At 72.5% G+C, this 21,639-nt stretch carries 20 protein-coding genes; 12 read left to right on the top strand and 8 right to left on the bottom strand.

The annotated features are described in order from the left end of the window. Window positions 1-6 precede the first annotated feature (6 nt). Window positions 7-1,089 (top strand): lysophospholipid acyltransferase family protein, encoded by a 1,083-nt coding sequence (locus tag IEZ05_RS35290; RefSeq protein ID WP_189234416.1) that lies wholly within the window; start codon window positions 7-9, stop codon window positions 1,087-1,089. A gap of 43 nt (window positions 1,090-1,132) precedes the next feature. On the opposite strand, the gene IEZ05_RS35285 is transcribed toward IEZ05_RS35290, so the two are convergent. The 3 genes from IEZ05_RS35285 to IEZ05_RS35275 form a co-directional block, all read right to left on the bottom strand. After that, the gene (locus IEZ05_RS35285) at window positions 1,133-2,380 is read right to left on the bottom strand and encodes a DUF5667 domain-containing protein (RefSeq protein ID WP_189234415.1); all 1,248 of its coding nucleotides are present in this window, start codon (window positions 2,378-2,380) and stop codon (window positions 1,133-1,135) included. A 253-nt stretch (window positions 2,381-2,633) separates the two neighbouring features. Next, window positions 2,634-3,425 (bottom strand): ECF subfamily RNA polymerase sigma factor, BldN family, encoded by a 792-nt coding sequence (locus tag IEZ05_RS35280; RefSeq protein WP_189234414.1) that lies wholly within the window; start codon window positions 3,423-3,425, stop codon window positions 2,634-2,636. A 331-nt stretch (window positions 3,426-3,756) separates the two neighbouring features. After that, window positions 3,757-4,680, bottom strand: coding sequence for an HAD family hydrolase (locus IEZ05_RS35275; protein WP_189234413.1), 924 nt, complete (start codon window positions 4,678-4,680; stop codon window positions 3,757-3,759). Between the two features lie 174 nt (window positions 4,681-4,854). Between IEZ05_RS35275 and IEZ05_RS35270 the strand changes: the two genes are divergently transcribed. The 7 genes from IEZ05_RS35270 (at window position 4,855) to IEZ05_RS35240 (ending at window position 11,781) form a co-directional block, all read left to right on the top strand. Continuing rightward, complete coding sequence (locus tag IEZ05_RS35270) at window positions 4,855-5,196, top strand: glutaredoxin family protein (RefSeq protein ID WP_189234412.1); 342 nt, start codon at window positions 4,855-4,857, stop codon at window positions 5,194-5,196. 274 nt (window positions 5,197-5,470) lie between these two features. Then, complete coding sequence (locus tag IEZ05_RS35265; RefSeq protein ID WP_189234411.1) at window positions 5,471-6,241, top strand: redox-sensing transcriptional repressor Rex; 771 nt, start codon at window positions 5,471-5,473, stop codon at window positions 6,239-6,241. After that, window positions 6,238-7,974, top strand: a complete 1,737-nt coding sequence (locus IEZ05_RS35260; protein ID WP_189234410.1) for a glutamyl-tRNA reductase — start codon at window positions 6,238-6,240, stop codon at window positions 7,972-7,974. The genes IEZ05_RS35265 and IEZ05_RS35260 overlap by 4 nt, the downstream gene beginning before the upstream one ends. Continuing rightward, the gene (hemC, locus tag IEZ05_RS35255) at window positions 7,971-8,930 is read left to right on the top strand and encodes a hydroxymethylbilane synthase (protein ID WP_189234409.1); all 960 of its coding nucleotides are present in this window, start codon (window positions 7,971-7,973) and stop codon (window positions 8,928-8,930) included. The genes IEZ05_RS35260 and hemC overlap by 4 nt, the downstream gene beginning before the upstream one ends. Further along, window positions 8,927-10,624 (top strand): bifunctional uroporphyrinogen-III C-methyltransferase/uroporphyrinogen-III synthase, encoded by a 1,698-nt coding sequence (locus IEZ05_RS35250; protein WP_189234408.1) that lies wholly within the window; start codon window positions 8,927-8,929, stop codon window positions 10,622-10,624. Before hemC ends, IEZ05_RS35250 begins: the two co-directional genes overlap by 4 nt. A 273-nt stretch (window positions 10,625-10,897) precedes the next feature. Continuing rightward, window positions 10,898-11,491, top strand: a complete 594-nt coding sequence (locus tag IEZ05_RS35245; RefSeq protein ID WP_189234407.1) for an RNA polymerase sigma factor — start codon at window positions 10,898-10,900, stop codon at window positions 11,489-11,491. After that, entirely contained in the window at window positions 11,488-11,781 is a 294-nt protein-coding gene (locus tag IEZ05_RS35240) for a hypothetical protein (protein ID WP_189234406.1), read from the top strand. Before IEZ05_RS35245 ends, IEZ05_RS35240 begins: the two co-directional genes overlap by 4 nt. A 15-nt stretch (window positions 11,782-11,796) precedes the next feature. On the opposite strand, the gene IEZ05_RS35235 is transcribed toward IEZ05_RS35240, so the two are convergent. The 3 genes from IEZ05_RS35235 to IEZ05_RS35225 form a co-directional block, all read right to left on the bottom strand. Further along, entirely contained in the window at window positions 11,797-12,756 is a 960-nt protein-coding gene (locus tag IEZ05_RS35235; protein WP_189234405.1) for a D-2-hydroxyacid dehydrogenase family protein, read from the bottom strand. 1 nt (window position 12,757) lies between these two features. Then, the gene (locus IEZ05_RS35230) at window positions 12,758-13,273 is read right to left on the bottom strand and encodes a hypothetical protein (RefSeq protein WP_229870000.1); all 516 of its coding nucleotides are present in this window, start codon (window positions 13,271-13,273) and stop codon (window positions 12,758-12,760) included. Between the two features lie 79 nt (window positions 13,274-13,352). Continuing rightward, window positions 13,353-13,811, bottom strand: coding sequence for a MarR family winged helix-turn-helix transcriptional regulator (locus IEZ05_RS35225; RefSeq protein ID WP_189234404.1), 459 nt, complete (start codon window positions 13,809-13,811; stop codon window positions 13,353-13,355). Between the two features lie 100 nt (window positions 13,812-13,911). Here IEZ05_RS35225 and hemB point away from each other — a divergent pair, with 100 nt between their 5' ends. After that, a complete protein-coding gene (gene hemB, locus IEZ05_RS35220; RefSeq protein WP_189234403.1) occupies window positions 13,912-14,904 on the top strand; it encodes a porphobilinogen synthase in 993 nt (330 codons plus the stop codon). A 43-nt stretch (window positions 14,905-14,947) separates the two neighbouring features. Here the strand turns inward: hemB and IEZ05_RS35215 are convergent, their stop codons facing one another. After that, complete coding sequence (locus IEZ05_RS35215; protein WP_189234402.1) at window positions 14,948-15,703, bottom strand: DUF4232 domain-containing protein; 756 nt, start codon at window positions 15,701-15,703, stop codon at window positions 14,948-14,950. Window positions 15,704-15,912: 209 nt separating this feature from the next. Here IEZ05_RS35215 and IEZ05_RS35210 point away from each other — a divergent pair, with 209 nt between their 5' ends. From IEZ05_RS35210 to IEZ05_RS35200, 3 genes are all read left to right on the top strand, one after another. Then, on the top strand, window positions 15,913-17,520 hold the full coding sequence (locus IEZ05_RS35210) for a helix-turn-helix domain-containing protein (RefSeq protein WP_189234401.1): 1,608 nt from the start codon (window positions 15,913-15,915) through the stop codon (window positions 17,518-17,520). A gap of 66 nt (window positions 17,521-17,586) precedes the next feature. Next, window positions 17,587-18,816 carry an aminotransferase-like domain-containing protein gene (locus IEZ05_RS35205; protein WP_189234400.1) on the top strand — a complete coding sequence of 410 codons (1,230 nt, stop codon included), beginning with the start codon at window positions 17,587-17,589 and terminating at the stop codon, window positions 18,814-18,816. A gap of 71 nt (window positions 18,817-18,887) precedes the next feature. Beyond that, a complete protein-coding gene (locus IEZ05_RS35200) occupies window positions 18,888-19,793 on the top strand; it encodes an arylamine N-acetyltransferase family protein (RefSeq protein ID WP_189234399.1) in 906 nt (301 codons plus the stop codon). Here the strand turns inward: IEZ05_RS35200 and argS are convergent. After that, the gene (argS, locus tag IEZ05_RS35195; protein WP_189234398.1) at window positions 19,771-21,528 is read right to left on the bottom strand and encodes an arginine--tRNA ligase; all 1,758 of its coding nucleotides are present in this window, start codon (window positions 21,526-21,528) and stop codon (window positions 19,771-19,773) included. The genes IEZ05_RS35200 and argS overlap by 23 nt on opposite strands. Window positions 21,529-21,639: the final 111 nt, after the last annotated feature.

Genomic DNA, 21,639 nt, shown 5'->3' with positions numbered 1-21,639 from the left:
GCAACGATGGCGGACGCCAAGGTCATTCCATTCGACGACGACCGGTCCCGCGGGAGCGGCGGGAGTGGGGGACAGCGCCCGGCGCGGCGCCGCGGCGGGGGGAGCCGGCGCAAGGGCGGCGCGGCGGAGTCCGTGCCGGTGCGCGAGGTGCAGCCGTTGCCCGTCCGCGGGGCGGCGCGGGACGACGGTCCCGTGCCCGGCGGGTCGCCGGGGTCCGACGGCGGCCAGGCGCGGGCGCAGGACGCGGACGGTGGCCTCGAACGGCGTGTCGCGGCGGGCCTGGCCTTCCTGCGGCGCCGTCTCACCGGCGACTACGAGGTCGACGACTTCGGCTACGACGCCGAACTCACCGACCAGGTGCTGATGTCGCTGCTGCGGCCGATGTACGAGAAGTACTTCCGGGTCGATGTGAAGGGCGTGGAGAACATCCCGGCGGAGGGTGGCGCGCTGATCGTCGCCAACCACTCCGGGACGCTGCCGCTGGACGGTCTGATGATGCAGGTCGCCGTGCACGACCACCATCCGGCCGACCGGCATCTGCGGCTTCTGGCGGCGGACCTGGTGTTCGTGCTGCCGGTGGTGAACGAGCTGGCCCGCAAGCTCGGCCACACGCTGGCGTGTGCGGAGGACGCGGAGCGGTTGCTGGCCCAGGGGGAGCTGGTCGGGGTGATGCCGGAGGGGTTCAAGGGCATCGGCAAGCCGTTCAGCGAGCGCTACAAGCTGCAGCGCTTCGGGCGTGGCGGCTTCGTGTCGACGGCGCTGCGGCAGGGCGCGCCGATCATTCCGTGCTCGATCGTCGGGGCGGAGGAGATCTATCCGATGATCGGGAACGCGAAGACCCTGGCGCGGTTGCTGGGGTTCCCGTACTTCCCGCTGACGCCGACGTTTCCGTGGCTCGGCCCGCTGGGTGCGGTGCCGTTGCCGACGAAGTGGACGATCCAGTTCGGTGAGCCGATTCCCACGGACGGTTATCCGCCGGAGGCGGCCGAGGATCCGATGCTGATGTTCAACCTGACGGACCAGGTCAGGGAGCAGATCCAGCACACGCTCTACAAGTTGCTGGTGCAGCGGCGGTCGGTGTTCTTCTGAGTGCGGCGGTGGGGTGCCCCTTGTGATGGGGCACCCCACCGGGTCAGTCCGCGTCCTCGCCGTGGATGCCCAGGCCGGGCAGCAGGCCGGGGAGCAGGGGCGGCAGGGTGACGTCCGGCTTCGGGGGTGGTGTGGTGGCCCCGGGGGACGGGGAGGCGGCGCTGCCGCTGGCCTTCGGCGGGTCGAGCAGGCCGCCGGAACCGCCGCCGAGCAGGCCGTCGTCGGTGGTGCCGGAGGGGGCGGACTCGCTGGGGCCGCCACTGCCGGTGCGTGCGCCGTCGGACGGGCCGCCGCTGCCGGTGCCGGGGGACGTGGAGCGTCCGGTGCCGGGCGTGTCGGTGGTCGCCGGGCCGGAACCGCTCGGTCGCCCGTCGTCGCCGGGGGTGCCCTCCTGGGCCGGTGACTTCGGCAGCAGGGACTCCAGCGGGGCGACGTCGTCCTCTATGGCGTCGAACACCGACGACACCTCTTCGCTGACGTCCCCGAGCTGCACGGGCAGCCGTTCGCGCAGGGCGCCCCAGGTCTCCCGGTGCGAGCGGGAGAAGGCGGAGAGCGCCTGCATGGGGCCCAGGGAGTCGGGGTCGCGGGCGTAGGCCGCGCTGAGCAGGCGGTGGCCTTCGGACGCGTCGTGCCGCATGCCGGACAGGGCGCGGCGGATCTCGCCGAGGTCCTCGTGGTCGAGGGGGCCGCTGCGGCCGCGCTCCATGAGGCGACGTGCCTCGTTCAGCCGGGTGGATGCCAGGTCGAGGTAGGCCCGGCCGCGTTCGTCGTCGCCGTCGGCGAGTCCGAGCCGGAAGTCCTCTATGCCGCGCTTGAGGCCGTAGAGCGAGTCACCGGGCAGCGCGTCCGAACTGGCAGCGGCGACTCCGCCGAAGGCTCCGGCGGCGACACTCACGCTCAGTCCGCCCGCGGTGAGGCCCTTGGCCAGCCGGGACCGCGGCCGGAACTTTCCCAGTGGGGTCGCCCGATGGGCGCCACGGGCCCGGCGCTGCTCGGGCACCGAAGGGTCCGTCGCCCCGCCGCCCGCGGTGCCCTCCTGCATCATGGCCTCGAACGCGGCCACCAGTTGGGCCCGCTGGACGACCTTGACCTCGGGATCCAGCTCCGGCCGGGGCAGCGTTTCCAGGCCGGCGGCGAGGGACAGCAGACGTCCCTGCTCGGTCTGTTCCGCGACGGCCCCGGCGGGTGCCGGTCCTTCGGACTGCTCGGCCGCCGCCCCGGGATCGGACTGCTCCTCCAGAGCCTGGGCGAAGGCGTTCGCCCGCCGGTGCGCCGATACGTTCGCGATCACTGGCGGCACCTCCTCTCGTCATGACGGTCGACTCCCCAGGGGGTCCTGAGGGTTGCACGCCCCGGACGGAACCACACCCGCGTGTGGTGGGAGCCGGTCGGGGAGTGACCACAGGGAGCCTGCATCCCGCACAACGAGCGGCGCGGCACTTGGGTTACGGACGACGGAGGACCGGGCCGTGGTCCCAACCGACTTTCACTGACGGTGACTTGGGGAATGCGGAGGGTGGCGACGCCTCGGGGGCGCCGGGGGCTCAGCGGGCGTCGTCCGGCAGCAGTCGGGCGAGGGTGCGGACGGCCCGGTACTGGAGGGTCTTGATGGCGCCCTCGTTCTTGCCCATGACGCGGGCGGTCTCGGCGACCGAGAGGCCCTGGAGGAAGCGCAGGGTGACGCACTCCTGCTGCTGCGGGTTGAGCCGCCGTACGGCGTCGAGGAGGGCGGCGTTGGAGAGGGATTCGAGGACGGAGTCCTCGGGGGACCGCTCGACCTCGTTGGCGTCGAGCATCTCGCCGGTGGTGACCTCCAGCCGGAAGCGGCTGGACTTGAAGTGGTCGGCGACGAGGTTGCGGGCGATGGTCACGAGCCAGGCGCCGAAGTCGCGCCCCTGCCAGGTGAAGGTGCCGATGCGCCTGAGGGCCCGCAGGAAGGTCTCGCTGGTCAGGTCCTCGGCGGTCGCCTTGCCGCCGACGCGGTAGTAGATGTAGCGATAGACAGTGTCGCTGTACTGGTCGTAGAGCCGCCCGAACGCGTCCGCCTCGCCGGCCTGGGCCCGTTCGACCAGGTCCATCATGCGGGCGCTGTCGCTGTCCGCGGCGGGGCGGCGGTGGGTGGCGGCGGCCCCGGACGAGGACGACCGCGCCCGTCTGCCGACGGCGGCGCTGCCCTCGGCCAGTGCATAGCACCGGCCGACGGGGGCGGTGGCCGCGGCGAGGGCGGGGACGGCATACGCGGTGGGGACGAAGACGCGCAACAGGTCCTGGGCTGATTTGACCGTTGCGCGCAGCGTAGCCAGGCCCGAGGCGTCAACCCCGACGTGTGGGTACACGGGACTCCCAGAGGCAGAGCTTCCATCACGTGCAGTACGGAACCATTCACCCGTCGTAGCGAAGGTGGGGTACCGGATTGCGTCTGAGGAGAATAACGCTTCGTACAGGTGCTGCTACGCCCAGTTGCTCAAATCATCGATTACGTCGCTTCTGTAGCCGATTGACGCCCGGTCAGGTGCGGAACATTGATCACTTGATGACCGAAACGGTTCGGGTTCCTGGTGACTACAGTGCGTGTTGTGCTCGATGTGACAGAAGAGGACTGAAGAGGGCCCTCCGGGGGTAGGTCCGACCGATTGGCGGCGCCGCGCCGCCGGTGCCGGGGGCCGGTCAGCGACGGCGGCGGTGCAGCGCGATGGCCGCCGCCGTGCCGCCCGCCACCGCGCCGACGCCCGCGGCGGCCGGGATGCCGACCTTGGCCGCCTTGCGGCCCGTGCGGTAGTCGCGCAGCCGCCACTCCAGCTCGCGGGCGTGCTTGCGCAGTTTGGCGTCGGGATTGATCGCGTACGGATGGCCGACCAGCGACAGCATCGGGATGTCGTTGTGGGAGTCGCTGTAGGCGGCGCAGCGGGACAGGTCCAGGCCCTCGGCCGCCGCCAGTGCCCGTACCGCCTCCGCCTTGGCGGGGCCGTGCAGCGGCTCGCCGACCAGCTTGCCCGTGTAGACGCCGCCGATCGACTCGGCCACCGTGCCGAGCGCACCGGTCAGGCCCAGGCGGCGGGCGATCACCTGGGCGATCTCCACCGGGGCGGCCGTGACCAGCCAGACCTTCTGGCCGGCGTCGAGGTGGGCCTGGGCCAGTGCCCGGGTGCCGGGCCAGATCCGCTCGGCCATGTACTCGTCGTAGATCTCCTCGCCGATCGACTTCAGCTCGGAGACGCGGTGGCCCTTGACGATCGACAGCGCCGAGTCGCGGGCGTCCTGCATGTGCTCCGGGTCCTCGATGCCGGCGAGCCGGAACCATGCCTGCTGCCAGGCGAACCGGGCGAGGTCGCGGGTCTCGAAGAACTTCCGCTTGTAGAGGCCCCGGCCGAAGTGGAAGAGCGCGGCACCCTGCATCACGGTGTTGTCGAGGTCGAAGAAGGCGGCGGCGCGGTCGTCACCGTGGACGGGGAACTCCGGTTCCCCGCCCGGGGCGGCTTCGGGAAGGTCCTGCGTGGACTTGCGGGCGGCCTCCGCCGAGGCCTCGCCTGCCAACACGCTCCGCGCCGTGGCGGAGCGCCTACGGGGAGTGAGCCATCCGAGAGCGGCCATGCCCGTGAGCATAGCCAGTTTGTTCGGAGGCTTCGGACTCGAGAGGTTGGGGCGCTGTGAACTCTGGGCGACCGTGTCGTTAAAGGGCCGGGCGGGCGGGCGCGTCGGGTTGCCGGTCGCGCAGGCGGTCCCCTCGCCGGCGGAGGGCCCGCGTCCGGTCGGGGCCGCGCGAGAATGGCGGACATGAGTCCCCTCTTCCGCCGCAGGGCCCCGCAGGCGCCCGGGGCCCCCGAGACCGCCGAGAACCCGCCATCCCCTCCGCACTCCGAGAACCATCTCGTCACCCTCATCCGCAAACCCGGCTGTCATCTGTGTGATGACGCACAGCTCGTCGTCGAGAAGGTGTGTGCCGAACTCGGTGTCCCCTGGGAGGGGAAGGACATCACCGAGGACCGCCGGCTCCACGACCAGTACTGGGAGCAGATCCCGGTCGTCCTGGTCGACGGCAGGCAGCACACCTTCTGGCGTGTGAACGAGGAGCGCCTGCGCAGGGCACTGACCGAGCAGTACAAGTAGTCCGGATGGTCGCTTAGGATCGATGGCGACATGGTCTCGGGGGCGTTGATCGTGAGGAGCGTGAGCGGCTTTGCCCCCGATGGGAGAGGAACGCAGGTGCGAGTGCGCCGGTTCCCTGTTCGTGCGCCGGGGGCGCGTGACCCCGGTCACGTTGGCCGGGCAAATCGGACACCATCTTTGTGCACGCGTTCACAAAGACATAGCCTGCATTCGACGGGGCGGTCATGTAGGGACGTATGACCGCCTACAGCCCCGCTCTACCCGCAGGAGCACCGTGGCAACTGGCCGAACACACCGACCGGCGACCCGCAGCCGAGGGATTCCCGAGGCCACCGTCGCCAGGCTTCCGCTGTACCTCCGAGCCCTCACCGCACTGTCGGAGCGCTCGGTGCCCACGGTCTCCTCCGAGGAGCTGGCGGCCGCGGCGGGAGTCAACTCCGCGAAGCTGCGCAAGGACTTCTCCTACCTCGGCTCCTACGGGACCCGGGGTGTCGGTTACGACGTCGAGTATCTCGTCTACCAGATCTCGCGTGAACTCGGGCTGACCCAGGACTGGCCGGTAGTGATCGTCGGTATCGGTAACCTCGGCGCCGCGCTCGCCAACTACGGTGGGTTCGCGTCCCGCGGTTTCCGCGTCGCCGCGCTCATCGACGCCGACCCGCAGATGGCCGGAAAGCCCGTCGCGGGCATCCCCGTGCAGCACACCGACGAGCTGGAGAAGATCATCCAGGACGACGGTGTCTCGATCGGTGTGATCGCGACCCCCGCCGGTGCCGCCCAGCAGGTCTGTGACCGGCTCGTGGCCGCCGGTGTCACCTCCATCCTGAACTTCGCGCCGACCGTGCTGAACGTCCCCGAGGGCGTCGACGTGCGCAAGGTCGACCTCTCCATCGAGCTGCAGATCCTCGCCTTCCACGAGCAGCGCAAGGCCGGTGAGGAGGCCGCGGCCGACGCCGGTGCCGTGCCGCCCGCCGTCGCCCGCAAGCAGCAGCCCTCCGCCGACCAGGGACCCGACGGGGACGTGCCCGCCGTGATGCCGGCATGAGCCTCCTCGTCGTCGGGCTGAGCCACCGCAGTGCCCCCGTCAGCGTCCTGGAGCGGGCCTCGCTGCACGCGGACGCGCAGTGCAAGCTGCTGCAGGACACCGTCGCGGCCGAACCGGCCGCCGAGGCCGCGCTGCTGGCCACCTGCAACCGCATCGAGCTGTACGCCGACGTGGACAAGTTCCACGCCGGTGTCGCCGAGCTGTCCACGCTGCTGGCCCAGCACAGCGGGGTCGGCCTGGACGAGCTCACTCCTTATCTTTATGTGCACTACGAGGACCGGGCCGTCCACCACCTGTTCTCGGTGGCCTGCGGGCTGGACTCGATGGTGGTCGGCGAGGGTCAGATCCTCGGCCAGATAAAGGACTCCCTGGCACGCGCCCAGGACTTGCACACCGCCGGACGGCTCCTCAACGACCTGTTCCAGCAGGCGCTCCGGGTCGGCAAGCGCGCCCACTCCGAGACCGGCATCGACCGCGCCGGGCAGTCCCTGGTCACCTTCGGCCTGGAGCAGCTCGCCGCGGGAGCCGACGTCCAGACCTGGGCGCGGGGCAAGAGGGCGCTGGTCATCGGCGCCGGCTCGATGTCCTCGCTGGCCGCCGCCACGCTGGCCCGGGCCGGGATCGCCGAGATCGTGGTCGCCAACCGCACCTTCGAGCGGGCCGAGCGGCTCGCCGAGATCCTCTCCGAGGGCGACGACACGGACGTGCTGGCCCGCGCGGTACCGATGGACGCGGTGCCGGCCGAGCTGACACGTGCCGACGTGGCCGTCTCCTGTACCGGGGCGACCGGGCTGGTCCTCACGGCCGACGCCGTGGCGGCGACGATGGAGGGCCGCACCGGCGCGCCCGCGGCCGTGGCCGCGACCGACGGCGCCCGTCCGGCCGCGGACGCCGGTCCCACCGCCGTACCGGAGCGTGCCGAAACGCCTCTGCCGGGTGCCTCCGCCGGTGCCGACGAGAACTGCCCGCTGGACCTGGCCTCCGTGCCGACCGGCTTCTCCGTCATGGGGGAGGCCGCCGTGGCCGGCATGGACGCGGCGACGCTGGAGCAGCACGGAGCCTGGGCCGCCGGCGGTACGGCCGTGGACCGGCCGCGCGAGACCGGGCGTCCGGGCGCCGGGACGGACGCCGAGCTGATCAGCGCGCTGGCCGCGACGGCCGCGAGTGTCGGCCGGATCCCCGAGCGCCGCCGCCCCGAGCCGGTCGCCGAGGTGCCGCGCCCGCAGCCCGTGCTCTTCCTGCTCGACCTCGCCATGCCGCGCGACATCGACGCCGCCGTGCACCGGCTGGCCGGGGTGCGCCTGGTGGACATCGAGTCGCTCGCCGAGGCGTCGGCCGACGCGCCGATGGCCGCCGACGTCGACATGGTCCGCCGGATCGTCGGCGACGAGGTCGCGGCCTTCGGCGCCGCCCAGCGGGCCGCGCACATCACGCCGACCGTCGTCGCGCTGCGCAGCATGGCCGCCGACGTCGTCGCCGGTGAGATCGCCCGGCTGGAGGGGCGGCTGCCGGGTCTGGACGACAAGCACCGCGCCGAGATCACCCAGACCGTCAAGCGTGTGGTCGACAAGCTGCTGCACGCGCCGACGGTCCGGGTCAAGCAGCTCGCCGCCGAGCCCGGCGGCGCCGGGTACGCGGACGCGCTGCGCACCCTGTTCGACCTCGACCAGGAGACGGTGGCCTCCGTCTCGCGGACCGAGAACAGCACTGAGAAGAACCGAGGGCCGGCATGACTGAGAAGGCACTGAGACTGGGGACGAGGCGCAGCAAGCTCGCCATGGCCCAGTCCGGGCAGGTGGCGGATGCCGTGAGCCAGGTGACCGGACGGCCTGTGGAGCTCGTCGAGATCACCACGTACGGCGACACGTCCCGCGAGCACCTGGCCCAGATCGGCGGCACGGGCGTGTTCGTCGCCGCGCTGCGCGAGGCCCTGCTGCGGGGTGACGTGGACTTCGCGGTTCATTCGCTCAAGGACCTCCCCACCGCGGAGCACGAGGGCCTGGTCCTGGCGGCCACCCCCGTGCGCGAGGACCCGCGGGACGTCATCGTCGCCCGGGACGCGCGGAAGTTCACCGACCTGCCCAGCGGGGCCCGCATAGGCACGGGCGCGCCGCGTCGCATGGCACAGCTGAACGCGTACGCCCGCGCCCACGGACTGGAGATCGAGACGGTCCCGATCCGGGGCAACGTCGACACCCGCATCGGATACGTCCGCAGCGGTGAGCTCGACGCCGTCGTGCTGGCCGCCGCCGGACTGAACCGGGTCGGACGCATCGACGAGGTGACCGACTTCCTGTCGGTCGACACGGTTCTGCCCGCCCCCGGCCAGGGGGCCCTGGCGATCGAGTGCGCCGCGGACAACGCTGCGCTGATCGCCGCGCTCGCCGAGCTCGACGACCCGCTCACGCGGGTCGCCGTGACGGCCGAGCGGTCACTGCTCGCCGCCCTGGAGGCCGGCTGCAGCGCCCCTGTGGGCGCGCTGGCCGACCTCCTGGCCGACGGGCAGACTGTCAAGGAAATGCGCCTGCGCGGCGTCGTCGGCACGACCGACGGCTCGACGCTGGTGCAGCTGTCCACCACCGGTCCCGTGCCCCAGACGCACGATGCGGCACTGGCACTCGGTCGCGAACTCGCCACCGAGATGCTCGCCCAGGGCGCGGCCGGTCTGATGGGGGAGCGAGCACATTGAGCCCCACCGCCTTTCCCGCCTGTCCGGAACACGGGCACGTCACCTTCCTCGGTGCCGGACCCGGAGATCCGGGACTGCTGACTCTGCGCGCCGTGGAGGCGCTGGCCAACGCGGACGTCCTCGTCGCCGAGCACGAGGTGCTCGACGTCGTACGGACGCACGCGAAGCAGGGCGTCGCCGAGGTGCACACGGATGCCGATCCGTCGGATCCGGGCGCAGGCACGCCCCAGCTGACGGTTGTTGACGGGTCGTCAACGGCCGTCGGTGTCCCCGCCGTGCGGGATGCCGCACATCTTGTCATGGAGGCCGCGCGGGGCGGCAGGCGGGTCGTGCGTGCGGTGACCGGGGACCCCGGGCTCGACACGTACGCCGCCGAGGAGATGCTCGCGTGCGCCGCGGCCGGGGTGCCCTTCGAGGTCGTCCCCGGCATCGCGAACGCCGTCGGCGTGCCCGCGTACGCCGGGGTGCCGCTGCGGGACGCCGAGGGTGCCGACGTGCGGTTCGTGGACGCCCGTACGGCGTCGGACCGCTGCTGGACCGAGGTGGGCGCCTCCGACGGGACGGTCGTGGTGTCGACGACGCTGGACTCGGTGGCCGCGGCCGCCGGTGAGCTGGTGTCGGCCGGCCGCAAGCCGGACACCCCGCTGACGGTGACCATCGCCGGTACGACGACGCGGCAGCGCACCTGGACGGCGACGCTCGGCACGGTCGCGCAGACGCTGAAGCAGGCCAAGGTGCTGCCGTCCCCGGACGGCGGCCGCCCGGTGATAGCCGTGGTCGGCGAGCGCAGTGCCACCGCCCGGCGCGACCAGCTGTCGTGGTTCGAGTCCAAGCCGCTGTTCGGCTGGAAGGTCCTCGTGCCGCGCACGAAGGAGCAGGCGGCGTCGCTCTCCGACCAGCTGAGGTCGTACGGGGCCGTCCCGCACGAGGTGCCGACCATCGCGGTGGAGCCCCCGCGCACCCCGCAGCAGATGGAGCGGGCGGTCAAGGGCCTGGTGACGGGCCGCTACGAGTGGATCGCGTTCACCTCGGTCAACGCGGTGAAGGCGGTCCGGGAGAAGTTCGAGGAGTACGGGCTCGACGCCCGTGCCTTCGCGGGCATCAAGGTCGCCGCGGTGGGCGAGCAGACCGCCAAGGCGCTGATCGCCTTCGGCGTGAAGCCGGACCTGGTGCCGAGCGGCGAGCAGTCGGCGGCGGGTCTGCTGGAGGACTGGCCGCCCTACGACCCGGTCTTCGACCCGATCGACCGGGTCTTCCTGCCCCGGGCCGACATCGCCACCGAGACCCTGGTGGCTGGGCTGATCGAGCTGGGCTGGGAGGTCGACGACGTCACCGCCTACCGCACGGTGCGCGCCTCGCCGCCGCCGGCCACGACCCGCGAGGCGATCAAGGGCGGTGGCTTCGACGCGGTGCTGTTCACGTCGTCGTCCACGGTGCGGAACCTGGTCGGTATCGCGGGCAAGCCGCACAACGTGACGGTGATCGCCTGCATCGGCCCGGCGACGGCCAAGACCGCTGAGGAGCACGGGCTGCGCGTGGACGTCATGGCTCCGGAGCCTTCCGTCCACAAGCTGGCGGAGGCCCTGGCCGACTTCGGCCTGCGCCGCCGCGCGGCGGCGCAGGACGCCGGCGATCCGGTGACGCGGCCGAGCGAGCGGCGGCCGGGGGCACGGAGGCGGCGGTCCTCGACCTGAGGTCGTAGGCGTGAGGTGGTGGCGGGACGTGCTGTGCGCGTCCCGCCATCGCTCGTTGCGAGAAGGTGAATCCTTTCCGGGCCTCCCGGCCTCTTGTCTGCGTACCGGCCGAACGGGCCGGCGGAACCGGGAGGAGACACCGATGATGGTCACCGGACTCGTAGTGATCGGAGCCCTGCTCGTGGGCGCGTGCGGGTGGCACCTGATGCGGCGCTACAAGAGCGGAAGCTGACCCGTGCCGGCGCGCGGGGTGCATCCCGGTGGGGGGAGCGGATGAACCGGCGCTTCCGCTGGCCGGACGAGCGGCTGATCAAGGCCGCTCAGGACGGTGACGTCACGTCGCTCACCACCGTCGTCATGGAATCGCAGCCCCATGTGCGCAAGTTCGCGCTGTCGCTGTGCGCGTCGCCGCAGGATGCGGAGGACGCGGCGCAGGAGGCGCTGATCATCCTCTACCGGAAGATCGGCACCTTGCGGGCCACCGGCGCGCTCGCCTCGTGGATGTTCCGGATCGTGCGCAACGAATGCCTCCGTCAGGTACGGCTGCTCGTCCCGCGGGGCGACGAGGCGCCGGCCGGACCGGAGGGTGCCGCGGAACCGTCCGCCGAGGACGCGGTGCTGCGCAGGCTGGAGGTGGAGCGGGTCGCGGCGGCGGTCGGCGCCCTTCCCCGTGATCAGCGCCAGGTGCTGATCATGCGGGACGTCCAGGGCCTGCCCGGCAGGGCCGTCGCCCATGCGCTCGGGCTCAGCAACGCCGCGATGAAGTCGCGGCTGCACCGGGCCCGCGCGGCGCTGCGTCACTCACTGGCGGCGACCGATCCAGTCATCGATCAAGTGATCGACCCACCAGTCGGAGGAGAGTCATGACCGTGAGGCCGGCACAGTCCCCGGCGTCCGAGAGGAACTTCGCGAGCAAGTCCGTCCCGCGTCACCTGGCGCGCGGCGCCATCGGCTTCGGGCTGATCATCGGCTCGATCGCCCTGGTGCCCGTCGCCGGCCCCGCCACCCTGCTGGCGGCCCCGTTGGCCCTGATCGCGTTTCGGGGCTGCCCCACCTGCTGGATGGTCGGTCTGGCGCAGACCGTGTCCCGCGGCCGTCTGGAGCGCCGGTGCGCGGACGGCGTCTGCACCCTCGCCAAGGCGCCCCCGCCCGGGTGACCTCCCCGAGGGGGTTCAGCCGAGGCGGCGGATCGGGGTGCCGGCGAGGTAGGCGTCGATGGCTTCCACCGCCTGGCCGTAGTACGTGCGGTAGTTGAGGTGGGAGACGTAGCCGAGGTGCGGGGTGGCCAGGAGGCGGGGCGCGGTGCGCATCGGGTCGTCGGCGGGCAGGGGTTCGCTGTCGAAGACGTCGACCGCCGCGCCCGCGATGCGGGCCTCGTGCAGGGCGGTGAGCAGTGCGTCCTGGTCGACGAGTGCCGAGCGGGAGGTGTTGATCAGGTAGGCGGTCGGCTTCAGCAGGGCCAGTTCGGGGGCGCCCAGGATGCCTCGGGTGGTCTCGCCCAGTACCAGGTGGAGCGAGACGAAGTCGCTGGTGCGGAGCAGCTCCTCCTTCGAGGGCGCCAGTTCGGCGCCCACCTCGTCCGTGCGCTCCTTGGTGAGGTGAGGGCTCCAGGCCGTGACCTCCATCCCGAAGGCGAGGCCCACCCGCGCCACCCTGCTGCCGATCTTGCCCAGTCCGAGCAGGCCGAGGCGGCGGCCGTGCAGGTCCGCGCCGACCGTCGACTGCCACGGGCCGCCCGCACGCAGGGCGTTGTTCTCCGTCACGATGCCGCGGGACAGTCCGAGGAGGAGCGCCCAGGTCAGTTCCACCGGCGGGGTGGGGGAGCTCTGCGTGCCGCAGACCGTGACGCCGTTCCGCTCGGCGGCCGGGTAGTCGATGACGGAGTTGCGCATGCCGGACGCGACGATCAGCTTCAGCCGGGGGAGCCGGTCGAGGAGGGAGGCGGGGAACGGGACGCGCTCGCGCAGGGTCACCGCGATGTCGAAGTCCGCGAGGGCCTCGGCCAGTTCGTCCTCGGTGGCGAAGTGCTCGGTGAAGGCGGTGACCTCCACCCGGTCGCCGACGGGGCTCCAGTCGGCGACGGTGGTGGCGACGTCCTGGAAGTCGTCGAGCACGGCGCAGCGCAGTCGCATGTCAGCCCTCTCCTGTGAGCCCAGTGCCTCCGCCGCGGCACGGGCGGGGGCCTTCGGATTGTCCCTCACGGTCGTGCGGCCGCGCCCGTGCCCTCAGCAGTGGCGAGGCGACGGCGGCGGCGAGGGCGAGCACGAGGACCGTCAGGCCGGTGACGACGACCGGGTTCACCCAGCCGGGCACCAGCTCGGTGCCCACGCCGTCCGGCGTGACGCACTGCGCGCTGACCGGCAGCGTCATCCGGGTCACCACGTGATCGCCCGGCGCTCCGGCGGCGGCGCACATCTGGTCGGGATCCAGGATGTAGAAGCCCTGGTTCACGCCGTACGCGTAGGCGCCCAGGGCCGCCGATCCGGCCAGCACGGCCAGCAGACCGCACGACACGGCGCCGGGCATGCGCAGGCCCTTCTCCGGTTCCCAGTGCCACGCCCGCACGGCGAGCACCCCCGCGGTGCCCAGGACGACGAACGGCGTCAGGAACGGCGCGAGGGCCAGGGTCAGGAAGAGGAAGGCCGCCACATCTGTTCGGACATCCCGCGCCGGTGATTGGTTCCGCCGTCCGCGTCCCGGGGACGAGGGCCCCGGGACGAAGGGCGGGTCAGTGGTGCCAGGCCTGGCCTCCCGTGTTGTGGATGAGGCGCTGGAGGACCTTCATGGTGGTCAGGTACTCCTCGTCGGAGATTCCCGAGTGGCGTTGCGTCCACAGGTCGGTCTGGAGGGCGGCCGCCTTCTCGTAGAAGGCGCGGCCCTCGGTCGTGAGGGTCAGGCGGCCGTCGGGGTGCTCGGTGATCCAGCCGGCGGTGACGGTCGCGTCGATCTCCGCCTCCATGGTGTCCGCGCCCGTGTCGAGGTAGCCGCGCAGGATGCGGGAGACCTCGGCGCGGGTCTTCGGGGTGTCCGCGCGGGCGACCTGGTTGAGGGCCCACCACTGGGGCTGGGTCGTGCCGATCTCGGCGAGGGCCACCCGGGTGCGGGTGACGACGGCCTTGTAGGCCGCCCAGGTCCAGTAGCCGACGGGCTGTTGGATGAGTTCGGCGTCGCTGTGCGAGTAGTCCATGGCACCGACCGTAGAAGCTCAAGTTTGGTCGAGGTCAAGGGTTCCGGGGCCGACTCCGCGTCGGCAAAGGCATGGCGGGGGCGGGCGTAGCGTAGGTGGTATGACGACGTACGGATCCTTTCCCGGCACCCGGCCCCGGCGGCTGCGGACCACTCCCGTCATGCGTCGGATGGTCGCCGAGACGCGACTGCATCCCGCCGACCTGATCCTGCCCGCCTTCGTGCGGGAGGGCGTGAGCGAGCCGGTGCCGATCGCGGCGATGCCCGGGGTCGTGCAGCACACCCGGGACAGCCTGAAGAAGGCCGCCGCCGAGGCGGTCGAGGCCGGGATCTCCGGGATCATGCTGTTCGGCGTGCCGGAGGAGGCCAAGAAGGACGCCGCCGGGACGGTCGGGACCGACCCGGACGGGATCCTCCAGGTCGCCCTGCGGGACGTGCGGGCCGAGGTCGGGGACGAGCTGCTCGTCATGTCCGACCTGTGCCTCGACGAGTTCACCGACCACGGGCACTGCGGTGTGCTCGACGACCAGGGCCGGGTCGACAACGACGCCACCCTCGAGCGGTACGCCGAGATGGCCCAGGTCCAGGCCGACGCCGGCGCCCATGTGGTCGGTCCCAGCGGGATGATGGACGGCCAGATCGGGGTCGTCCGCGACGCCCTCGACCAGATCGGGCGGGAGGATGTCGCCATCCTCGCCTACACCGCGAAGTACGCCTCCGCCTTCTACGGGCCCTTCCGCGAGGCGGTCGGATCCTCGCTCAAGGGCGACCGCAAGACCTACCAGCAGGACGGCGCCAACGTGCGCGAGTCGATGCGGGAGCTGGCGCTCGACCTGGAGGAGGGCGCCGACATGGTGATGGTCAAGCCGGCCGGCCCCTACCTCGACATCCTGGCCAAGGTCGCCGAGGCCGTGGACGTGCCCGTTGCCGCCTACCAGATCTCCGGCGAGTACTCGATGATCGAGGCCGCCGCCGAGAAGGGCTGGATCGACCGCGACCGGGCCATCCTGGAGACGCTCACCGGCATCAAGCGGGCCGGCGCGCGCAACATCCTGACCTACTGGGCCACCGAGGTCGCTCGCACCCTGCGCTGAGCGACCTCCCCCGGTGCTTCGCGCAGGGGGTGCGGGCACCTCTTCAGTACCCGACGGCCGCGTCCACGTCGGTCTGCCAGTAGGTGACCGTCAACGCGGTGTCGACGTACACGCCGCCGGCGGGCAGGGCGACCGTGGCGATGGAGCCGTCCTCGAAGGGGATCGTGAGGGTGTTCGTCTCGTAGCCGTTCTCGCCGCTGCCGTCGCCGGCCGACAGGACCACCCCGGCGTAGCCGGACTCGCCGGGTGCGACTCCGGTCAGCGACTGCGGCTTGGTGGCCTCCGCGACCGGCGGCACCGCCTGGGCCTCGCCGAAGCGGGCCGCCGGATACGGGGGCAGCATGCACGTCTTCGAGCCGGTGTTGGTGGCGGTCAGCAGCAGGTGGTTGAGGGGGCGGGACAGCTTCTGCGCGGTGATCTTCACGTCGGACGCGGAGCACTCGCCGGGCATGTCGTCCTCGGCGTCGCTGCCCTGGGCGCCGGAGCCGCTGTTGCCGCCGGCCGAGCCGGAGGAGGCGTCCTTGCCGCCGGAGCCCGAGGAGCCGGTGGATCCGGAGGAGCCGGTGGAGCCGTGGGTGTCCGTGCCCGAGCCCGTCGTCGTACCGGACGAGCCCTTGTCGCCGCCCGTGGAGGCGGAGGCGCCGGCGGACGGGGTGTTCTGGCCCGTGGCCGTCGCGGAGGTGGACGGGCCGCTCTCGGCGCCCGTGTCCGAACCGCCCTCACAGGCCGTCAGGGCGAGCGCGGCCAGGGCGATCGTGGTGGCGGCGAACAGGCGGGTACGGGTGGTGCGTGCAGACATGAAGGGGCCCCGTTTCGATGGAAGTTGGGTGAGCCGCTCGACCGTTCGCCGGGAGCGGCTGCTTGGATGACCACAGCTTGGGGTCCGAGTCGTCCCGTGCGCCAGCCGTGCCGCGGCATGCGGGACAATGGGATGCCGGGAACGGCTCTGACCTGGGGAAACGGTGTCCCTCTGGGACGCGGTGCGGGGATGCGGGAGAGGGAGAGACGGTGGCGGGGGACGACTTCGCGGGACTGCTGCAGGAGCTCAAGGAGCGTTCCGGGCTCAGCTACGGGGCGTTGGGCAAGCGGCTGCACATGAGCGCGTCCACTGTGCATCGGTACGTCAGCGGGGAGGTCGTACCCGTCGAGTTCGCGCCCGTCGAGCGGCTGGCCCGGGTGTGCCGGGCGACCCCCGAGGAGCTGCTCGAACTCCATCGCCGGTGGATCCGCGCGGATGCGCTGCGCGGCGTGAAGAAGGGGGAGGACCCCGGGCGCCAGGCGCCCCCGGCGGAAGCGGCGGCCGGGGACGCCGCCGAGGCGGACAGCGCGGCGGCGCCCGCGGGGGAGGGGAGCGGCCCGCCGGACGCGTCGTCAGCGCCCGCGGCGTCGGCCCCCGGAGAGGCGTCCGCACCGGAACAGGCGCCCACCACCGGGCAGGGGCCCGCCTCCGGGCCGGGGTCGGTCTCGGGGGCGGCGTCCGTCTCTGGGCCGGGGTCGGTTTCCGGGACGGCGCCCACCACCGGGCAGGGGTCTGCCTCTGGGCCGGGGTCGGTCTCGGGGGCGGCGTCCGTCTCTGGGCCGGGGTCGGTTTCCGGGGCGGCGTCCGTCTCTGGGCCGGGGGCGGTGTCCGGGGCCGGGGCCGGGACCGCACCGACCTCCTCCTACACCCTGGACGCCCCCTCCGCACCGGAGCGCCCCGCTCCCTCGCGCCGTCGGCGGCACCGCACCGCCCTGTACGCCGCGACCGGTGTCGTCGTCATCGCCGGTGCCGTGGCGCTCGTGGCGAACCTCGTGCCGGGCGACGGCGACGGCGGGCAGCGCGGTCCGGCCGGGGCCGTCGGGGCCACCGTGTCGGCCTCCGCCCAGGTGTCCGGGACCGCCACCCGGCCGGCGTCGCCGAGCGCGAGCGCCTCCGCCTCGGCGTCCGCCTCCCCGTCGCCGTCCTCCTCCGCATCCTCCTCGGCGCCCGCGGCGCGCGAGAGCACGGCCGCGCCCAGCCGCCCCGCCCCCGCCAGTGGCCCGGCGCTCACCGTGGCGACCACCCCGTACTACTGGGACGTGCCCTGCGACCACGCCTTCCTGGTCGACCGCAGCCCGCAGAACGTGCTGCCCCCACCCCCGCAGCAGGACGCGGTCGGCTGGGCCACCGCCTACGGCGCGGTCTCCGCGAACCGGCAGACGGTCGCCCTCGCCGTGCAGGGCACCGGCGAGGAGACCGTGGTCCTCGAGGACCTGCACGTGCGCGTGGTGAGCAGCAAGCCGGCGCTGGACTGGAACCAGTACGTGATGGGCAACGGCTGCGGCGGCGGGGTGGACACCGCGTCCTTCGACGTCTCGCTGGACCTGGGCACCCCGCTGGCGATGCCGGTCGCGGGGCAGCGGGACTTCCCGTACAAGGTCACCGAGTCCGACCCCGAGGTGTTCCACGTCAAGGCGCACACCAGCGGCCACGACGTCAGCTGGTACCTGGAGCTGGAGTGGTCGAGCGGCGAGCGGCAGGGCACCCTGCGCATCGACGACCACGGCAAGCCGTTCCGCACCAGCGCGTCCAAGGACGCGTCCTACTACGCGTATCCGCTCGGCAGCCACGCCTGGGAGCGGGTCGAGGGGACCTGACCCGCCCCCGTGTCCGCATCACGGAAACGTCCCTGTAGAGGGCACATACTTCCCTAGGCTGCGGCCATGACAGTGACTCAGGACGCCGCTCCCACCGCCACCGCACCGCTGCCGCCGCTCGCCGCGCGGGCCCGGTCGATCGGCGGTTCGCCGGTACGGGACATCCTCGCCGTCACCGCCCGCCCCGAGGTGATCAACTTCGCGGGCGGGCTGCCGGCCCCCTCGCTGTTCGACGCGGAGGGCATCGCCGCCGCGTACCGGGCCGTCCTCGCCGAGGCGCCCGCGCAGGCGCTGCAGTACTCCACCACCGAGGGCGAGCCCGTCCTGCGGGCCGCGCTCGCCGCCCGTACCTCGGTGCGCGGGCTGGCCACCGACGCCGACGACATCCTCGTCACCACCGGCTCGCAGCAGGCACTGTCCCTGCTCGCCACCGCCCTGGTCGAACCCGGCGACACGGTCCTCGTCGAGAGCCCCTGCTACCTGGCCGCCCTCCAGGCCTTCGGCTTCGCGGGCGCCCGCGTGGTCGCCGTGCCCGGTGACCAGGACGGGCCGGACCCCGTGGCGCTGGAGGAGCTGGTGGCGCGCGAGCGGCCCAAGCTGCTCTACACCGTGCCCACCTTCTCGAACCCGACCGGCCGCACCATGCCCGCCGCCCGCCGTGCCGCCGTCGCCGAGGTCGCCGGCCGGTGCGGGCTGTGGATCGTCGAGGACGACCCGTACGGGGAGCTGCGCTTCGAGGGCGAGCGGGTGCCGTGGATCGCCTCCTACGAGGGGGCCCGGGACCGCACCGTGCTGCTGGGCTCCTTCTCCAAGGTGATGGCGCCCGGCCTGCGCCTGGGCTGGCTGCGGGCGCCCGCCGAGCTGCGCCGGGCCTGCGCGGTCGCCAAGCAGGCCGCCGACCTGCACACCCCGACCGTGAACCAGCTCGCCGCCGCCCGGTACCTGGCCGACAGCGACCTGGACGCCCACGTCGCCCGCGTCGCCGCCGCCTACCGGGAACGCCGGGACGCCATGCTCGCGGGCCTGGCGGACGCGCTGCCGACGGGGTCGGTGTGGACCACTCCCGAGGGCGGCATGTTCCTGTGGGCGCGGCTGCCGGAGCGGTACGACACCACGGCCCTGCTGCCCGAGGTGGTCCGGCACGACGTGGCGTACGTGCCCGGCGCCCCCTTCCACGCCGGTGAGCCCGACCGCGCCACGATGCGGCTGTGCTTCGTCACACAGACGCCGGACGAGATCGCGGAGGGGCTGCGGCGGCTGGGCGCGGCGCTGGGGGACCTGGGCCTGTCGGCCTAGGACGAAAGGCCGGGCGCCGGTCCGGCCGTGGACGGCGGACGGGGCGGGCGATGCGTCCCTAGGGTGGCGGTATGGCTGACAGCGCACGGACCACACCGTTCGACCTCGACGCGTACCTCGGGCGGATCGGCTGGGAGGGGGAGCGGCGGGCCGACGCGGCCACCCTGCGGGGTGTCCACCTCGCCCATCTGAGGGCGGTCCCGTTCGAGAACCTCGACGCCCTGGGCGGCACGGCGCCCTCCCTCGACCCCGCCGGCCTGATGGCCAAGCTGGTCCACGGGCGGCGGCGCGGCGGGTACTGCTACGAGCACAACACGCTGTTCGCGCTCGCCCTGGAGGCACTCGGGTTCGGGGTGACCCGGCTGACCGCGCGGGTCGTCGTCGGCGCCGACCGGGTCGAGGACCGGCCCCGCACCCACATGGCCCTGCTGGCCGAGGTCCCCGGCGAACCCCTGCCGTACCTGGCCGACGTCGGTTTCGGTGCCGTCGGGTCGCTGCTGGAGCCGGTGCCGCTGATCGCGGACACCGAGTTCCAGGACGCCGGGCGCCGGCACCGGCTGGTGCACGCACCGCACCGGGGGCCGCTGGAGATGTGGGTGCTCGAGGCGCGCGGGGCGTCCGCGGAGGCCGTCTGGCAGGCGCAGTACGCCTTCACGCTGGAGCCGTTCGAGAGTTGCGACTACGAGGTCATCAACTGGCACATCGCCACGAACCCCCGGTCGCCCTTCTCCCGCCGCCCCTACGTGCAGCGCCTCACGGCGGACGGGCACCTGCTGCTCGACGGCGACCGGGTCACCGCGACGGGCGCCGACGGCACGGTCACCGAGCGGAAGGTGCCGGACGAGGCGGCGGTCCGCCGGGTGCTGGCGGAGGAGTTCGGCATCGACGTGCCCGACGGGCTGACCCTGCCGGCCGGAGCCGGCACGGCCCGCCCGTCGGCCACGGGCGAGGCACTCAGAGCCGCTCGGGCGTCCTGATGCCCAGCAGGGCCATGCCCCGGTGCAGGGTGCGGGCCGTGACGTCGCACAGGAACAGGCGGTTCTCCACCTGCTCGGGCGTCTCGGCCTTCAGGACCGGGCACTTGTCGTAGAAGGACGTGTACAGCGACGCGAGCTGGTAGAGGTACGCCGTCAGCTTGTGCGGGGCGTACTCCGCGGCCGCCTCGAAGACCGTGTCCCCGAACGCGTCCAGGTGCAGGCCCAGCGCCCGCTCCGCGTCGTGCAGGCCCAGCTCCGGGTGAGCGGCGGGGCGGACCTCGCCGGCCTTGCGCAGGATCGACTGGATCCGGGCGTAGGCGTACTGGAGGTAGACGGACGTGTCGCCGTTGAGCGAGACCATCTGGTCCAGGTCGAACTTGTAGTCGCGGTTCGGCGACGTCGACAGGTCCGCGTACTTCACGGCCCCGATGCCGACCTGCGCGGCCCGCTCCTGGATCTCCTCCTCGGTGAGGTCCCGCGCCTTCTCCCGGACGACCTCCGCGGCCCGCTGCACCGCCTCGTCCAGCAGGTCCTCCAGCCGCACGGTCGCGCCCTCACGCGTCTTGAAGGGCTTGCCGTCCGCGCCGAGCACCGTGCCGTAGCCCATGTTGTGCGCGGTGACGTCGTCGTTCAGCCAGCCGGCCCGGCGGGCCGTCTCGAAGACCATCCTGAAGTGCAGCGACTGGCGCACGTCGACGACGTACAGCAGCGTGGTCGCGTGCAGGTCGAGGACGCGGTTGCGGATCGCGGTCAGGTCGGACGCCGCGTAGCCGAAGCCGCCGTCGGCCTTCTGCACGATCAGCGGGACCGGCTGGTCGTCCTTGCCGCGGATCTCGTCGAAGAACACCACGAGCGCGCCCTCGGAGCGCACCGCGACACCCATCTCCTCCAGGAGGCGGGCGGTCTCGGGCATGCCCTCGTTGTACGCGGACTCGCCGACGATCTCCTCGTCGCGGATCTCCATGTCGAGCTTCTCGAAGACGGAGTAGAAGTAGACCTTCGACTCGTCCACGAACTGCTGCCACAGTTCGAGCGTCTCCTTGTCACCGGACTGGAGGGCGACGACCCGCTTGCGGGCCCGGTCCTTGAACTCCTCGTCCGAGTCGAAGAGCGCACGCGACGCCTTGTACACGCGGTTCAGGTTGCTCATCGCCTGCTCGCCGTCGACGTCCTCGGCCGGAGCCAGCTCGCCGGGGTGCTCGAACAGGTACTGGATGAGCATGCCGAACTGGGTGCCCCAGTCGCCGATGTGGTGCCGGCCGATCGTCTTCTCGCCGGTGAAGTCGAGCATGCCACGCAGGGCGTCGCCGATGACCGCGGACCGCAGGTGGCCGACGTGCATCTCCTTCGCCACGTTCGGCTGGGCGTAGTCGACGACCGTGACGCCCGCGTCCTCCTTCAGCGGCACGCCGAGGCGCTCGCCGTCCGCGTACCGCGCGGCGAGGTTCCCGGTGATCGCCCGGTCGCCGATGGTGATGTTCAGGAAGCCGGGCCCGGAGACCTCGACGTCCGCGATCAGGTCGCCGGTGGTGATGTGCGAGACGACCTCGGCCGCCAGCTCCCGAGGGTTCGCCTTGGACTTCTTGGCCAGGGCGAGGATGCCGTTGGCCTGGTAGTCCGCCCGGTCGCTTCGTCGCAGCAGCGGGTCGACGTCGGCGGCCTCCGGCCGGACGGCCGAGAGGGCGGACGCGAGGTGCTGCTGGACGGAGTCGCTGAGGGACGTGACCGAGGCCATGGAGTGGCTGCCGTTCTGCTCGGGTTCCGGAAGTACTACGGAAACCGAGTATCCCACGCGATGAAAAGGGGTTTTCGCGGATGCGGGCCGGGCTGGGAGAATGGAGCGGTC

Source organism: Streptomyces flaveolus (assembly GCF_014648815.1).
GTDB lineage: Bacteria > Actinomycetota > Actinomycetes > Streptomycetales > Streptomycetaceae > Streptomyces > Streptomyces flaveolus.
The sequence above is the reverse complement of the archived record's forward strand: the minus strand, read 5'-3'. Positions and strand labels throughout refer to the sequence as shown.

Bases quoted from the DNA above. Each gene is read 5' to 3' on its own strand.
- IEZ05_RS35290 (WP_189234416.1), top strand. From the start codon at position 7: ATGGCGGACGCCAAGGTCATTCCATTCGACGACGACCGGTCCCGCGGG.
- IEZ05_RS35275 (WP_189234413.1), bottom strand. From the start codon at position 4,680: ATGGCCGCTCTCGGATGGCTCACTCCCCGTAGGCGCTCCGCCACGGCG.
- IEZ05_RS35270 (WP_189234412.1), top strand. From the start codon at position 4,855: ATGGCGGACATGAGTCCCCTCTTCCGCCGCAGGGCCCCGCAGGCGCCC.
- IEZ05_RS35260 (WP_189234410.1), top strand. From the start codon at position 6,238: ATGAGCCTCCTCGTCGTCGGGCTGAGCCACCGCAGTGCCCCCGTCAGC.
- hemC (WP_189234409.1), top strand. From the start codon at position 7,971: ATGACTGAGAAGGCACTGAGACTGGGGACGAGGCGCAGCAAGCTCGCC.
- IEZ05_RS35245 (WP_189234407.1), top strand. From the start codon at position 10,898: ATGAACCGGCGCTTCCGCTGGCCGGACGAGCGGCTGATCAAGGCCGCT.
- IEZ05_RS35240 (WP_189234406.1), top strand. From the start codon at position 11,488: ATGACCGTGAGGCCGGCACAGTCCCCGGCGTCCGAGAGGAACTTCGCG.
- IEZ05_RS35235 (WP_189234405.1), bottom strand. From the start codon at position 12,756: ATGCGACTGCGCTGCGCCGTGCTCGACGACTTCCAGGACGTCGCCACC.
- IEZ05_RS35225 (WP_189234404.1), bottom strand. From the start codon at position 13,811: ATGGACTACTCGCACAGCGACGCCGAACTCATCCAACAGCCCGTCGGC.
- hemB (WP_189234403.1), top strand. From the start codon at position 13,912: ATGACGACGTACGGATCCTTTCCCGGCACCCGGCCCCGGCGGCTGCGG.
- IEZ05_RS35215 (WP_189234402.1), bottom strand. From the start codon at position 15,703: ATGTCTGCACGCACCACCCGTACCCGCCTGTTCGCCGCCACCACGATC.
- IEZ05_RS35205 (WP_189234400.1), top strand. From the start codon at position 17,587: ATGACAGTGACTCAGGACGCCGCTCCCACCGCCACCGCACCGCTGCCG.
- IEZ05_RS35200 (WP_189234399.1), top strand. From the start codon at position 18,888: ATGGCTGACAGCGCACGGACCACACCGTTCGACCTCGACGCGTACCTC.
- argS (WP_189234398.1), bottom strand. From the start codon at position 21,528: ATGGCCTCGGTCACGTCCCTCAGCGACTCCGTCCAGCAGCACCTCGCG.